The sequence below is a fragment of the Serratia sp. FGI94 genome, from assembly GCF_000330865.1.
Taxonomy (GTDB): Bacteria; Pseudomonadota; Gammaproteobacteria; order Enterobacterales; family Enterobacteriaceae; genus Serratia_B; species Serratia_B rubidaea.
Map to the genome: position 1 here is coordinate 3,757,597 of NC_020064.1, position 14,222 is coordinate 3,771,818.

13 protein-coding genes are annotated in these 14,222 nt (G+C 59.6%); 4 read left to right on the plus strand and 9 right to left on the minus strand.

Annotated features, from left to right (window positions below):
* Nucleotides 1–87 precede the first annotated feature (87 nt).
* From recC to rppH, 9 genes are all read right to left on the minus strand, one after another.
* Nucleotides 88–3,459: an exodeoxyribonuclease V subunit gamma gene (recC, locus tag D781_RS17150; protein WP_015673589.1), complete on the minus strand. Its 3,372-nt coding sequence runs from the start codon at nucleotides 3,457–3,459 to the stop codon at nucleotides 88–90.
* Nucleotides 3,460–3,490: 31 nt separating this feature from the next.
* Nucleotides 3,491–3,847 (minus strand): prepilin-type N-terminal cleavage/methylation domain-containing protein, encoded by a 357-nt coding sequence (locus D781_RS17155; protein ID WP_015673590.1) that lies wholly within the window; start codon nucleotides 3,845–3,847, stop codon nucleotides 3,491–3,493.
* Nucleotides 3,837–4,235 (minus strand): YgdB family protein, encoded by a 399-nt coding sequence (locus D781_RS17160; RefSeq protein WP_051032634.1) that lies wholly within the window; start codon nucleotides 4,233–4,235, stop codon nucleotides 3,837–3,839. The genes D781_RS17155 and D781_RS17160 overlap by 11 nt, the downstream gene beginning before the upstream one ends.
* A 41-nt stretch (nucleotides 4,236–4,276) precedes the next feature.
* Complete coding sequence (locus D781_RS17165) at nucleotides 4,277–4,858, minus strand: prepilin peptidase-dependent protein (protein WP_015673592.1); 582 nt, start codon at nucleotides 4,856–4,858, stop codon at nucleotides 4,277–4,279.
* Entirely contained in the window at nucleotides 4,852–5,352 is a 501-nt protein-coding gene (locus tag D781_RS17170; RefSeq protein WP_015673593.1) for a prepilin peptidase-dependent protein, read from the minus strand. The genes D781_RS17165 and D781_RS17170 overlap by 7 nt, the downstream gene beginning before the upstream one ends.
* Before the next feature lie 206 nt (nucleotides 5,353–5,558).
* Nucleotides 5,559–6,353, minus strand: a complete 795-nt coding sequence (gene thyA, locus D781_RS17175; protein WP_015673594.1) for a thymidylate synthase — start codon at nucleotides 6,351–6,353, stop codon at nucleotides 5,559–5,561.
* A 6-nt stretch (nucleotides 6,354–6,359) separates the two neighbouring features.
* A complete protein-coding gene (gene lgt / locus D781_RS17180) occupies nucleotides 6,360–7,235 on the minus strand; it encodes a prolipoprotein diacylglyceryl transferase (protein ID WP_015673595.1) in 876 nt (291 codons plus the stop codon).
* 207 nt (nucleotides 7,236–7,442) lie between these two features.
* A complete protein-coding gene (ptsP, locus tag D781_RS17185; protein ID WP_015673596.1) occupies nucleotides 7,443–9,689 on the minus strand; it encodes a phosphoenolpyruvate--protein phosphotransferase in 2,247 nt (748 codons plus the stop codon).
* 12 nt (nucleotides 9,690–9,701) lie between these two features.
* Complete coding sequence (rppH, locus tag D781_RS17190) at nucleotides 9,702–10,229, minus strand: RNA pyrophosphohydrolase (RefSeq protein WP_015673597.1); 528 nt, start codon at nucleotides 10,227–10,229, stop codon at nucleotides 9,702–9,704.
* Nucleotides 10,230–10,925: 696 nt separating this feature from the next.
* On the opposite strand from rppH, the gene mutH reads away from it, so the two are divergent.
* The 4 genes from mutH to D781_RS17210 all read left to right on the plus strand — a co-directional run bounded on the left by mutH (nucleotide 10,926) and on the right by D781_RS17210 (nucleotide 14,002).
* Complete coding sequence (gene mutH, locus D781_RS17195) at nucleotides 10,926–11,612, plus strand: DNA mismatch repair endonuclease MutH (RefSeq protein ID WP_015673598.1); 687 nt, start codon at nucleotides 10,926–10,928, stop codon at nucleotides 11,610–11,612.
* A 95-nt stretch (nucleotides 11,613–11,707) separates the two neighbouring features.
* Complete coding sequence (locus tag D781_RS17200) at nucleotides 11,708–12,424, plus strand: TerC family protein (protein ID WP_041411863.1); 717 nt, start codon at nucleotides 11,708–11,710, stop codon at nucleotides 12,422–12,424.
* Between the two features lie 127 nt (nucleotides 12,425–12,551).
* Nucleotides 12,552–12,770, plus strand: coding sequence for a YgdI/YgdR family lipoprotein (locus D781_RS17205; RefSeq protein WP_015673600.1), 219 nt, complete (start codon nucleotides 12,552–12,554; stop codon nucleotides 12,768–12,770).
* A 191-nt stretch (nucleotides 12,771–12,961) separates the two neighbouring features.
* Nucleotides 12,962–14,002 carry an NADP(H)-dependent aldo-keto reductase gene (locus tag D781_RS17210; RefSeq protein ID WP_015673601.1) on the plus strand — a complete coding sequence of 347 codons (1,041 nt, stop codon included), beginning with the start codon at nucleotides 12,962–12,964 and terminating at the stop codon, nucleotides 14,000–14,002.
* Nucleotides 14,003–14,222 lie beyond the last annotated feature (220 nt).

Genomic DNA, 14,222 nt, shown 5'->3' on the forward strand with positions numbered 1-14,222 from the left:
GTACTTACTGTCACGCTAAAACCCGCTATTCACCTACGGCGAGACCTAGTTTTACCACCTCCCGCCACGGTGCACCACCCGGGCCCATTATCCCAGATTATGTCTGGCGACCGGCAGCAGGTAACGTTCTGTTTCCGCTAAAATTTGCGCCAGAGCCTCATTATCCAGCTGGCGCAGCACCCGCTGAACATAAGGGTCCTCCCCTTCGCCGGGAATGCGCTGGTCGCCCTGCCAGGCCTGCAGCAGTTTAGCGCGCGCTTTGGCCTGCGCCTCTTCGCTCCAGTCAATCGCCTGATTTTCCGGCTGATAGCACTGGTTTAACCAGGCCCAGCCGCTCTTATTGAGCAGCATCAGCGGCTGGCACAGACCGCGCTGATAGCCGGCCACCAGCTCCGCCAGCTGCGCCTGCGCCGCGTCCGCCGGCAGGGCGGCAAAGCGCCAGACCGAATTCTTGCGCCCCAGCATGCGGCTTTCACCCTGGCCGCCCGCGCTGCAATACAGCAGATGCTCCAGCCACAGCAGAATGCCGTCCACCGCCGACAGGGCAGCCGGCCGCCAGCGCAGCAGGCCATCCTCCTGTACCTGATGCAGCCAGCCGCCGATATGCACGCCCGCCACGCTGATATCCAGTTCCAGGCTGCCGCTCTCCCGACGCTCCTCACGCACCTGAGCCGCCAGCTCCTCCATCTCTTCCTGCTGCTTCTGCCAATAAATCTCGCCGAAGGCGCCGTAGGGCAAACCACCGGAGGCCCTGATGCGCTGATACAGCTTCGCCGCATCGTCGCCGTCAATCAGCGCATTCAGCAGCTGATTGTTGTACTGATAGCGGCTGAGGTTATCCAGCGTAAACGGCTCTTCATCCGGCAGCTCGGTTTCTTCCAACACAAAGCTCACGCCCAGGCGCTGCTGGAAGAATGCGCGGATTGGGTGACGGTAGAAGCGCAGCAGCTCATCCAGCGCGATCTCAACGCGGAGTTCGGCCGGCAGCGGCTGATTGAACTCAGGGTGCGCCTGGCCGCGCCCGTCGGCGGCCGGCAGCCATTCGGCGGCGTAGCTTTGCGCCTCGCTGTCCGGTATGAAATTTTCCGCCGCGAACGGCATCCGGGCATGCCAGCGAAGTAAATGTTCGCTAACCCGACGCGCGCTGGCGTCCACATCCAGCGCTTCGTCCCCCGGCAGGCAGTAGCTCTGCTGCAGATACTCCAACAACTCCGTCACCAGCACCGACGGGTAACGTTCGCTGTTGTCCTGAATCGAGCGGCCGATAAAGCTGATATACAGCTTTTCCTGCGCGGATAAAATGGCTTCCAGGAACAGATAGCGGTCGTCGTCGCGGCGGCTGCGATCGCCGCGTTTTACCTGCTGCGCCATCAGGTCAAACCCCAGCGGCGGCAGCGTACGCGGATAAACGCCGTCGTTCATGCCGAGCAGGCACACCACTTTGAACGGGATAGAACGCATCGGCATCAGCGTGCAGAAGTTGATCTGCCCGGCCAGAAAGCGCTGACTGATCCGCTCCTGATCAAGACGCGCCGCCAGCTCGTCACGCAGCAGGCTCAGCGGCACCGCGTCGGGATAGCGGGCATTGGTGCCGTGCTCCAACACCTGGTGCCACTGCTTTTCTATCAGCGCCAGCGCGGCTTCCGTGTCGCCATCGGCGGCAAAAAAGCTCTCCAGCAGTTGGCGGCACAGCGGCGCCCATTCCGCCAGGGTGCGCGTTTCACTGAGGCGCTGACGCCACTGGGCAAGCTGCGTCAGCAGTTCCGCCAACTGGCCGGCCAGCTCCGCCGCCAGTCCGCTGGACTCGTCGTACGGCAGCACCCCCTGCCAGTCGCCGACGTTGCTGTCCATGGCATAGCCCAGCAGCATACGGGTGATGCCAAAACGCCAGGTGTGTTGACCGGTGGTCGGTAGCGCCAGCTCGCGCACGTTATCGTCATCCAGCCCCCAGCGCACGCCGGACTCTGCCACCCAGCGGCGCAGCAGGCGTAGCCCCTCCTCCTGAATAGCGAAGCGCGCGGCCAGCACTGGCACCTCCAGTAGCAACAGCACCTGTTCAGAGGTAAAGCGGCTCTGCGGTAAATCAAGCAGAGAAATAAAGGCCTGCAGCGCAGGATGCGCCTGACGCGCCTTGCGGTCGGAAATGGCGAACGGCAGGTAGCGGTCAGCCGGCGCATTGCCGAACACCGCCTGAATATACGGCGTATAACTGTCGATATCGGCAACCATCACGATAATATCGCGCGCGGTAAGCTGCGGATCGTCCGCCAGCATCGCCAGCAGCTGGTCGTGCAGCACCTCCACCTCGCGCTGCGGGCTATGGCAGGCGTGCAGGCTCAGCGAGCGGTCGTCGGGGTCAAGCGGGCGTTTGCCGTCGCTGCGTTCAAAGGTGTCCGGCGTGGTGCCGATCACCGCGCAATCCTCCAGTTCCAGCATATCGCGCTGTATGCCATGCAGCAGATTGTCCGCCGGGATATCGACAAAGGCGTCAACCTCCTGCAGGCTCTCCATCTGCGCCAACAGATACAGGTGATCGCGCCCCAGTTTGCCCCATGACGCCAGCAGCGGGTTGCTCAATTGCTGCCCCCCTTCGGCGTCAAACAGCTGTGCCGCCTGCTCGGGATCGCGGAATAGTCCCTGCTCCTGCGCCTGATGGTGGCGACGCCGCTTGCGGCTTTGCAAGCGCGCCAGAAACGCGTAGTCCTGAATATCGCCCCAGTAGTAGCGGCACGGGTTGGTGAACATCAGGTGAATATCAATATGTCTGCCCAGCGCCTGCAACGCCTCCAGATAGACCGGCGGCAGCGCCGAAATGCCGCAAATGAATACCCGCTTCGGCAGCCCCGGCGGGCACTGCTGCGCCTGTTCCAGCGTGGCGATAAAGCGGCGATACAGGTTGGCGCGGTGCCACTCCGGCTGCCCCAGCTCCTGGGTATACTGCACCAGCCGCGCCCACAGCGGCGCCTGCCACTGCTGCGCCTCGGGCAGCTCGGCGACCAATTCGCCGCGCTGCCAGCTTTCCAGCCACTGTGGCCGGTACACCAAATACTGGTCAAACAGGTCGGCCACGCGTCCGGCAAGCTGGTGGATTTTGCGCTTATCGCCGTCGTCGGTCAGATAGTGCTGCAGCGGGGCAAATTCGGGCTGCGTCAGCATCTCGGGCAGCAGCCACATCAGCTTCCAGGTCATGGCGTCCTTACTGAAGGCGCTCTCTTTCGGGATGCCCGGCAGCACGCGGGTGAACATTTCCCAGATAAAGGTCGCCGGCAGCGGAAACTCGATATTGGCGGCAATCCCGAACTGCTCGGCCAGCTGCATCTGCAGCCATTGCGCCATCCCCGGGCTTTGTACCAACACCACCTCCTGCTGGAAAGGGTCGGCCAACGGTTCTCTGGCGATCAGGACGCTGGTCAGCGTTTTCAGCACGTCCAGCTGATTGGAATGATAAACCGTAAACATGAGGCTCCTTGAAAATCCTATACGCGCCGGGTTAGTCGTCACCGCAATACCAGCGGCTGAGCCGGGCCTGTTGACGCAGCGGCGTTGTTATCGTGACCGTGAACTGCCGACAGGCGCCGTCTGCCTCACCGGGCTGCAACTCGCGCCGCCAGCCGGGCGCCATCGCGTCGTCGACGTCGCTGCCGGCGGCCAGCCGCTCCAGCTGCTGATGGGCCAGCGACCAGGCCTGCCGATACTGCCATTGCCGCTGCAGCCCCTGTAATAATACCTGATGGTATTGTAACAGGCCGAGCAGCGACACCGAGAATAACAGCGCCGCAATTAATACTTCCGGCAGGCTGAAGCCCTGCTGATGACGAGCTTCCCCGCCGACGTTGTTAGTCCACACAGGCCGCCGCGTCCTTTTCCGGGCAAAAGTCCAACCAGCCGCCCGGCTCCACCCGCAGCCGCCCATGCGCGTCCGGCGTGGCCAGCTGATACAGCCAGAGCGGTTCCGCCGCAGGCATCTCCCCCAGCCCGCGCAGCAGTATAACGCCCGGCCGGGAAGCGCGCTTGACGCAGGCCTGCAGCCCCGCCGAAAATTGCCGCTGACAGCGCCAGACGCCGGCATCCAGCAACGCGGGCGGCCAGGACTGCGTCAGCCCCCAGTTCAGCGCCGACGACGCCTGATTGTACGCCTGCAGATAACGCCGCTGTTCCACCGCCAGCAACAGCGCGCTATCGAGCTGTTTTTGCTGAGCACCCAGCAGCAACAAGCCCATCAGCAATACCAGCATCACCGCCGCCAGCACGCTGCCCCGTTGATAATCTGCTCCATTCACGATGACGGCGCCTCCACGTTGATATCCCACCGTATTAAACGCATATGCCCCGCCGCGCTCGCCGAGCGGCCGCTCAGCGTCAGGCGCAGCAGGCGCCGGCCGTGGTTACCCGGCAGCAGATGAATGCTGAAGGTTTCAATACGCACTTCGTCGCGCTCAAACAGGTTTTCCCAGCCGCCGCCGTTGCATTGGCTGACGCCGCGCTGCCGCTCAAGCCGGCCCGCGCGCAGGCGGTAGCCGAACTTCTCCGCCTCGTCGCCCGCCGTTTCCCAGCGGCCGTTGCGGTTCAGGTCATAGGCGACGATAACGCAGCTGTCGGCCGCCTCCCCGGCATGCCGGGCGATGGTCAGCGGCCGCCCGGCGCACCTTCCGGCGCAAAACCCCGCGCGGCGCAGATCTTTTTCAATGCCGAACGCCGCCTGCCGCAGCCTTAGCTCCAGCTGATAGGCACCGAGAAACGCCGCGCTTTGCTGACGCAGCGCGGGATAGACCTTCGTCGCCGCCAGCATAATCAGGCTGCCCGCCGCCATAGCCAGCAGCACCTCTGGCAGGGTAAAGCCGCGCGACGACGTCAGCATGCGCGGATCCCGCGCAGCGCGCTCCCCACGCTGCAAATGCGCAGGCGTCCCTGGGCGGAAAGCACCACCTGCAATTGGCCGGCGTCGTTGCCCAGGCGGATATGCCCGGCCTGCGCGCTGTTGCGCACCCCGTAAAAGCCCAGCTCCTTACGGGTGAAGTCGAGCAGCCGGATATCATCGCTCGGCGGCGTGAAGCGCCATCTTGCCGGCTGCCGGCAGTCAGCCGGTTCCGCGCCGCTGCCCAGGCACCAGCGCCCGTACGGTTTAAACCACAGCAAGGCGGTGCGGTTGCGCCAGTTGGCGTCGGCCTGCAGGCGCTGCAGAAACACCAGCAGCTGCTGGGCGGCCTGTTCCAGCCGCAGTGCCTGTTGGTGCTGCCGCCAGTGACTGACGCCCCAGCCGCTCAGCATCGCGCTAATCAGAACCGCCAGCAGCAGCTCCATCAACGTGATACCGCGCTGCCGGCTGACGCCGTGGTGAAAGTTATCGTTCATGGCGACGAGTGTAATCGCCAAAATGGACGATAACAGCGTCTCGGTTACCGCCTGGAAAACGGCGCGCAAACAAAAAAGTAAATGATGAAGAGATACAGGAAAAATGCGGCGTTATACGCAACGTTCAGCGGGGTCGCAAGCGGGCGCGGGCGACAACGAAAAAGGGCGCAACCAAAGTTGCGCCCTGAAAGAAACGTCGTTTGATATCAGATCGCCACCGGCGCCTTGATCGCCGGATGCGGGTCGTAACCTTCAATTTCAAAGTCTTCGAAACGGTAGTCGAACAGCGAGTCCGGCTTACGTTTAATCACCAGCTTCGGCAGCGGACGCGGCTCGCGGGTCAGTTGCAGCTGGGTCTGCTCCATATGGTTGCTGTACAGGTGCGTGTCGCCGCCGGTCCAAACAAAGTCGCCCACTTCCAGATCGCACTGCTGCGCCATCATATGCACCAGCAGCGCATAGCTGGCGATATTGAACGGCAGGCCGAGGAAGACGTCGCAAGAGCGCTGATAGAGCTGACAGGACAGTTTGCCGTCCGCCACGTAGAACTGGAAAAACGCATGGCAAGGCGCCAGCGCCATCTGGTCCAGTTCACCGACGTTCCAGGCGGAGACGATGATACGGCGTGAATCCGGATCCTGTTTCAGCTGCTGCAGCACCTTGCTCAGTTGGTCGATCTGACGACCGTCCGCTGCGCCCCAGGCGCGCCACTGCTGACCGTAAACCGGGCCCAGGTCGCCGTTTTCATCGGCCCACTCATCCCAAATGGTAACCTTGTTTTCACGCAGATAGGCGATGTTGGTGTCCCCTTTCAGGAACCACAGCAGCTCATGAATAATCGAGCGCAGGTGACACTTCTTGGTGGTCACCAACGGGAAGCCTTCCTGCAAATTGAAACGCATCTGGTGACCGAAAATCGACAACGTGCCGGTGCCGGTGCGGTCTGCTTTTGGGGTGCCCTCGTCGAGCACTTTTTTCATTAAATCCAGATACTGTTTCATGTTTCCTCACGAAGTTTGTTGCTGCGGGCGACGGCGGTACGCCCAGATCATCATAATAATACCGGCCAACACCATCGGGATCGACAGAATCTGCCCCATGCTGATAACGCCGTCAAACAGCCCCAGCTGTGCATCCGGCTGGCGGAACGACTCCACAATAATGCGGAATGCGCCGTAACCGATGAGGAACAGGCCGGACACCGCGCCCATCGGCCGCGATTTGCGAATAAACAGGTTAAGAATGATAAACAGCACCACGCCTTCCAGCAGCAGTTCATACAGCTGCGACGGGTGGCGCGGCAGCACGCCGTACTGGTTCAACAGCGGCAGCCACTTGCCCGGGTCGGCGGCGGCAATGGCGATATCTTCGCTGCGCGAGCCGGGGAACAGCATCGCCCATGGCGTATCCGTCGTCACGCGGCCCCACAGTTCGCCGTTGATAAAGTTGCCGAGCCGGCCGGTGCCGAGGCCGAAGGGAATCAGCGGGGCAATAAAATCAGAGACCTGGAAGAACGTGCGCTTCGTACGCCGCGCAAACCAGAACATCACCAGAATCACACCCATCAGGCCGCCGTGGAATGACATGCCGCCGTCCCAGACTTTGAACAGATAGAGCGGGTTCTCAAGGAATAACGGCAGGTTGTAGAACAGGACATACCCTACGCGGCCGCCGACGAATACGCCGAGGAAACCGGCATACAGCAGGTTTTCCACTTCGTCTTTCGTCCAGCCGCTGCCCGGCTTGTTAGCCCGGCGAATCGCCAGCCACATGGCAAAGACAAAGCCAACCAGGTACATCAGGCCGTACCAGTGCAGGGAGACCGGGCCGATGGAAAAAAGCACCGGATCAAACTCAGGAAATCTCAGATAGCTATTGCTCATCTATCACCACAACTCGTCTATTATTCTTCCCCAACGGGGTCGCAGTCCGTTGCCGACCGGCGGCAACCTGAATAATCTTGGGTCTACATCGCTAGATGGGTCCTTTCCGCGGCGCACCGAGGAAGGTCCGCATCATAACATAAGCTTAACGACGCCCGGGGAGGGCCGCAGGGAAAAGTTCTGTAAAAAAATCAGTCTGAATGCGATTCAGCGCCCGCCGCGCACCAGGCCGCCCATATTCTGCTGTTCCATAAAGGTCGCGGCCAGGTGGCGCACCTCATTGGTCAGCGAGGCGCGCAGCACCTGCTGCGTCAGGCGCTGCGCGTCCGCCAGCTCGATATGCCGCAGCAGGTATTTGATACGCGCCACGCTGCGCCCGTTCATACTGAGGTGGCGATAGCCCATCCCCACCAGCAGCAGCGCGCCGATCGGGTCGCCGGCCAGCTCGCCGCACAGGCTGACCTGTAATCCGGCGGCCTCGCCCTGTTCGACGATCGTCTGCAGCACCCGCAGCATGGAGGGGTGCAGGCTGTCGTACAGCGATGCCACGCGGGTGTTGTTGCGGTCTACCGCCAGCAGGTACTGGGTTAAATCGTTGGTGCCGACCGAAATGAAATCAACGCGCTCGGCTAGCTGCGGGATCAGGAAGATCATCGACGGCACTTCCAGCATCACGCCGATGCGCGGTTTGGGGATCGCATAGCCCAGCATCTCTTCCACCTCATGCCCGGCGCGCTCGATCAAGCTTTTGGCTTCGTCGATCTCATCCAGGCTGGTGACCATCGGCAGCAGGATCCCCAGGTTGCCGGTGCCGGCATTGGCGCGCAGCATCGCCCGCACCTGGATCAAGAAGATCTCCGGCTGATCGAGCGTCACGCGGATGCCGCGCCAGCCCAGGCAGGGGTTCTCCTCGCTGATCGGCATATAGGGCAGCTGCTTGTCCGCGCCGATATCCAGGGTGCGCAGCGTCGCGGGCTTAGTCGGATACAGTTGCAACATACCCTGATACTGCGCCACCTGCTCTTCTTCCGACGGGAAGCCGCTTTGCAGCATAAAGGGAATTTCCGTGCGGTACAGGCCGACGCCGTCGACGCGCCCGCCCAGTAGCTGTTCGTGCTCCGGGCTTAAACCGGCGTTGAGCAGCACCTGGATCCGTTCGCCGCTTTTCAGCTGCGCCGGCTGCTCGACGTCGTCTTCCGCCAGTTTGCTTAGCGCCAGCTCCTCATCAATCAGCCGCTGGTACTCTTGCAGCAGTACCGGTTCGGGATCGACCAGCAGCTCGCCGCGATAACCGTCGACAATCAGCATCCGGCGGTTGAGCAGCGAGGGCTGAATATCCGCCCCCATCACCGTCGGCACGCCCATGGCGCGCACCAGAATCGCCGCGTGGGAGTTGGCGGCGCCGTCGCGCACCACCACCCCGGCCAGCCGGTCCGGCGGGACTTCCGCCAGCAGCGTGGCCGTCAGCTCGTCGGCCACCAGCACAAAGCGCTGCGGCCACTGGGTCGCGCCCTGCGTGGTATCGTCGAGATGGAACAGCAGCCGCTGGCCGAGCGCGCGTAAATCGCTGGCGCGTTCACGCATGTAGGTGTCTTGCAACGCGGCAAACTGGGCGGCGAACACCTCGATCACCTGTTTAACCGCCCACTCCGCCACCGAGCCGGCGTCGATTTCGGCAAACAGTTCGCGCTTCAAACGTGCGTCGTTTAACAGGTGAGAATAGAGGTCGAAGATTGCCGCGCTCTCTTTCTGCGCGCTGGCGGCAAAGCGCTTGCTGAAGCGGCGAAACTCCGCGCCGGCCTCTTCCAGCGCCAGCGTCAGGCGCTCACGTTCGCTGACGGTATCCAGCGTCGAGGCTTTAAACACCTGGTCGAGCGAAGGCTGGCTGCTGTCCTGCCACCCTTCGGCAACCGCCACGCCCGGCGAGGCCGCCAGCGCGCGGATGCGCGTCTGCCGGTAGCGGCCAAACAGCGCATTAAGCTGCGACTGCGAGAGGATCCCGGCCATCTGCGTGGCCAGGGTGACCATGAAAGACTCTTCGCTTTCGTTAAACTGCCGCAGGTCGCGCTGCTGCACCACCAGCACGCCGAACAGCTGGCGGCGGTGGATAATCGGCACGCCCAGGAAGGAGCGAAAATGCTCCTCTTTAACCTGCGGAATATATTTAAAGCTGGGGTGGCTTTGCGCATCCGCCAGGTTGATCAGCTCCGCCCGGCTGCCCACCAGCCCCACGACTCCTTCATCGAAGGCCAGAGCGATGGTGCGCCCGCGCGGTTTTTTCAGCCCGCGCGTCGCCATCAGGTAATAGCATTGACGATCGTTATCCGCCAGATAGATAGAGCAGACTTCGGTATCCATCGCCAGACAGGTTTCGTTGACCAAAATATCCAGCGCATCGGTCAGACTGGCCGCCGCGGCCACCTTCTCAACAATTTCTCGCAAGCGCGTGAGCATAGTCTGCTTGAGTTAACCTCTCTTTCGGCGATAAGCGGGCGCCTGCCGCGGTGCTGACGGCTGTTGCAGCGGCATCACGGTAGCGGCGAATTCTTTCATGACCCGGCGGTACACGTCCCGTTTGAACGACACCACCTGGCGGACCGGATACCAGAAGCTCACCCAACGCCAGCCGTCAAACTCCGGCGTACTGCTGCGCTGCATATTGATATCCGCGTCACTGCACATTAACTGCAACAGAAACCATTTCTGTTTTTGGCCGATACAAACCGGCTTTGTGTCCCAACGCACCAAACGTTTTGGCAATTTATAGCGCAACCAGTTGCGGGTCGAGGCCAGGATGCGCACATCCTTTTTACTCAACCCCACTTCTTCGAACAGCTCACGGTACATCGCCTGTTCCGCGGTTTCGCCAGGGTTAATCCCACCTTGGGGAAACTGCCAGGAGTGCTGACCGTAACGGCGGGCCCACAGGACCTGCCCCTGACGATTACAGATTACGATACCAACATTCGGGCGGTAGCCATCATCATCGATCACCGGACTACCTCGATAAGCTAAATTCGCAAAGATGCTCTGATTGTTTCACACAAGCTACAGGCGGTAAACCACTGCTTTACGGCTCTGCGCGCCGGATAACATTGGGATAACTCACAGATATTGGCAAAGTTATAAACATGGGACGCGGTTTTTGGCCGGTTTTATTCACTTTTTCTGTGGATAGGTGTGTGAAGAACTCAAGGAATAAGCCGGTAAAACTCAACGCCGCACGAAAAACCCCGGACGAGGGATTTTATTTTTTAACTTTAAAAACAGTATAGTAAATCGTTTTCGCCAGTTATGTACAGGGGGAAAATGTGATCTGTGCACGGTCAGGATCTTACCTTGGCGAAAGATCCACCAACGCCGTTTTTATCCACAGATTATTCGTCCCAGTTACGCACAAATCGGACAAATTCGCAAAATTCGCCCGCCGTCAAGGCTGTAGATCGAACCAGTAATCATGAAAAATTTGGGTTATCCCATAAATCTGTGGATAAATAGGTGTAAGATCCTGTTTATTGTCGGTGGCTTCAGGTGCACAAGCGGAAAAACAAATGCTTTCCTTCCGGCCGTCGGCAGAAAAAACCATGTAAAATCATGCTACTATTATTGTTTTCCCCAACCCACCTTTTAGCTGGAGGGTTGTGAGCAAATGCCGTGCATTTTTTAACCACCAGAAACAGGCTGTAATTTATGGCGTTTTTATCCCCTCTGCCGCCTCCACCGGAAAACGAACAACAGCTGCTGGAACGCGCCCAGCGCCTGGCAGGGTTCCCTCTTGGCGAACTGGCCGCCCGGGCGCAGATTGCCATCCCGGCAAACCTGAAGCGCGATAAAGGCTGGGTCGGCATGCTGTTGGAGCTGTATCTCGGCGCCATGGCCGGCAGCAAGCCGGAGCAGGATTTTCCCGAACTGGGCATCGAGCTGAAAACCATCCCCATCGACGCCGCCGGCAAACCGCTGGAAACCACCTTTGTCTGCGTCGCGCCGCTGACCGGCAACAGCGGCGTCACCTGGCAGAGCAGCCATGTGCGCCACAAGCTGGCGCGGGTACTGTGGATCCCTGTGGAGGGTGAACGGCAGATCCCGCTGGCACAGCGGCGTATCGGCTCGCCATTGCTGTGGAGTCCGAGTGAAGAAGAAGATGAGATGCTGCGGCGCGATTGGGAGGAGCTGATGGATTTGATCGTGCTCGGCCACGTCGAGCGCATCACCGCGCGCCACGGCGAAGTGCTGCAGCTGCGCCCCAAAGCCGCCAACAGTAAGGCGCTGACCGAAGCCATCGGCGAGCAGGGGCAGCCGATCATGACGCTGCCGCGCGGCTTCTATCTGAAAAAAGGCTTCACCGCGGCGTTATTGGCAAGACATTTCTTAATATAATTCGCTTTTGTTTAATTTGCGTTTAGTCAACGGTGCCCCCGCGCCAATAAACGCGTATAATTTTCCCCTTTGAATTTTTTAAGGTGTGCTGGGCAATGTTTGAGTGGATTATGGATCCCAATGCCTGGTTGGCGCTAGGTACGCTGACCATACTTGAGATCGTTTTGGGTATCGATAACATCATCTTCCTGTCTCTGGTGGTGGCGAAGCTGCCGAAGGCGCAGCAGAACAAAGCGCGCAGAATGGGGCTGGCGGCCGCCATGATAATGCGTCTGGCCCTGCTGGCGTCCATCGCCTGGGTGATTCGCCTCACTCATCCATTATTCAACGTGATGGGCCATGACATCTCCGCCAGAGATTTGATTCTGCTGCTCGGCGGGCTGTTCCTGATTTGGAAGGCCAGTAAAGAGATCCACGAAACCATTGAAGGCACGGAAGAGGAGCACCACACCAAGGTGCACAGCTTCTTCGGCGCCATCGTGCAGATTATGCTGCTGGATATAATCTTCAGCCTGGATTCGGTGATTACCGCCGTCGGTTTGTCCGACCACCTGTTTATCATGATGGCTGCCGTGGTGATCGCCGTCGGCGTGATGATGTTCGCCGCCCGGCCCATCGGCGAGTTTGTCGACCGCCACCCGTCGGTGAAAATGCTGGCGCTGGCGTTTCTGATCCTGGTCGGCTTTACCCTGATGCTGGAAAGCTTCCAAGTGCACGTGCCGAAAGGCTATATCTACTTCGCCATGTTCTTCTCCATGTCGGTCGAAGCGCTCAACCTGATGCGCGGCAAAAAATCGACCAACGCAGAATAAGCAATAAAAGGCGCTTCGTTAGCGCCTTTCTTCTTTATCCTCTGGTAGATAAGAGTTATCTGAGACAAGTTCCCGGCTGTAATTTGCTAATCTTATAAAATATTCTTTCCTATTGAGGATCTGCAGCATGAAAAAGTGGGTAATGGCCGCCGCCGCGCTGGCAATGGCGATTGGCTTAACCGGTTGCTCCAGCGACTACGTGATGGCGACCAAAGACGGCAATATGATTCTGACCCAGGGCAAGCCCGAGATCGATAAAGATACCGGCCTTATCAGCTATAAAGATGAAAAAGGCAACAGCCGTCAGATCAACGGCGACCAGGTTTCTCAGGTTATCGAGCGCTGATCGCACTCAGCCAGGGCTATCGCTCCCCGCGGTAGCCTGCTCTTCTCCCGTCGCATAAATCCCCTTTCGCCATCCATTCAGCTTGGTTATAGTCGAGCAAGGTATCGATAGCCTTACCGGCGTCAAAACGAGCCGGCAGCAGTATCACCGGGCGCCGCCCGTCGCGCTAAATCAGTTAAGGAAGGCCGTTAATGCAATACCACCGAATTCCCCACAGTTCTTTAGAAGTGAGCGTGCTGGGACTGGGCACGATGACCTTTGGCGAACAAAACAGCGAAGCCGATGCGCACGCACAGCTGGATTACGCCCTGGAAGCGGGCATCAACCTGATAGACACCGCCGAGATGTACCCGGTACCGCCGCGTCCGGAAACCCAGGGGCTGACCGAACGCTATATCGGCAGCTGGATCAAGGCGCGCGGCAACCGCGAAAAAATCGTGCTGGCCAGTAAAGTCGCCGGCCCAACGCGCAATAACGACAGCGCTATCCGTCCGCAGCAGGCGCTGGATCGTAAAAACATCCGCGCCGCGCTGGACGACAGCCTGAAGCGTCTCAATACCGACTATCTCGATTTGTATCAGCTGCACTGGCCGCAGCGCAGCGCCAACTACTTCGGCAAGCTGAACTATCAGTACAGTGATGAGATGGCGACGGTCACGCTGCTGGAAACGCTGGAAGCGCTCAATGAGCAGGTGCGCGCCGGCAAGATACGCTATATCGGCGTCTCCAATGAAACGCCGTACGGCGTCATGCGCTATCTGCACCTGGCGGAAAAACATGAGCTGCCGCGCATGGTCTCCATTCAGAACCCATACAGCCTGCTCAACCGTAGTTTTGAGATTGGCCTGGCGGAAATCAGCCAATTTGAAGGCGTGGAACTGTTGGCCTACTCCAGCCTGGCCTTCGGCACGCTGAGCGGCAAATATCTGAACGGCGCCCAGCCTGCAGGGGCGCGCAACACGTTGTTCAGCCGCTTTACCCGCTACTCTTCGCCACAGGCACAGCGGGCGATTGCCGAATACGTCGCGCTGGCGAAAAAGCACGGTCTGGATCCGTCGCAAATGGCGCTGGCCTTTGTCAGGCAGCAGCCATTTGTCGCCAGCACGCTATTAGGCGCAACGACGCTTGAGCAGTTAAAAACCAATATCGACAGTTTTAATCTGACGCTCAATGAAGAGGTGCTGCAGCAGCTGGAAGATATTCACAGCCGCTTCACCATTCCGGCGCCTTAATACCCTGCACCAGAGCGGGATATAAATACTGTCCCGCTATTTATCACCGATGCTGATAAAATATAGCCGGCTCGCAGATTTTAAATAAATAGATACCTGACACTGATATCCAGCAGGAAATAAACCCCTTACCAATATAGAATGCTCTTGTATTTAATCCTGCTTACTGGACAAGGGGTTAACCGCTCGTATAATCAAACGCGGGCTAGCAGCTTGCGGT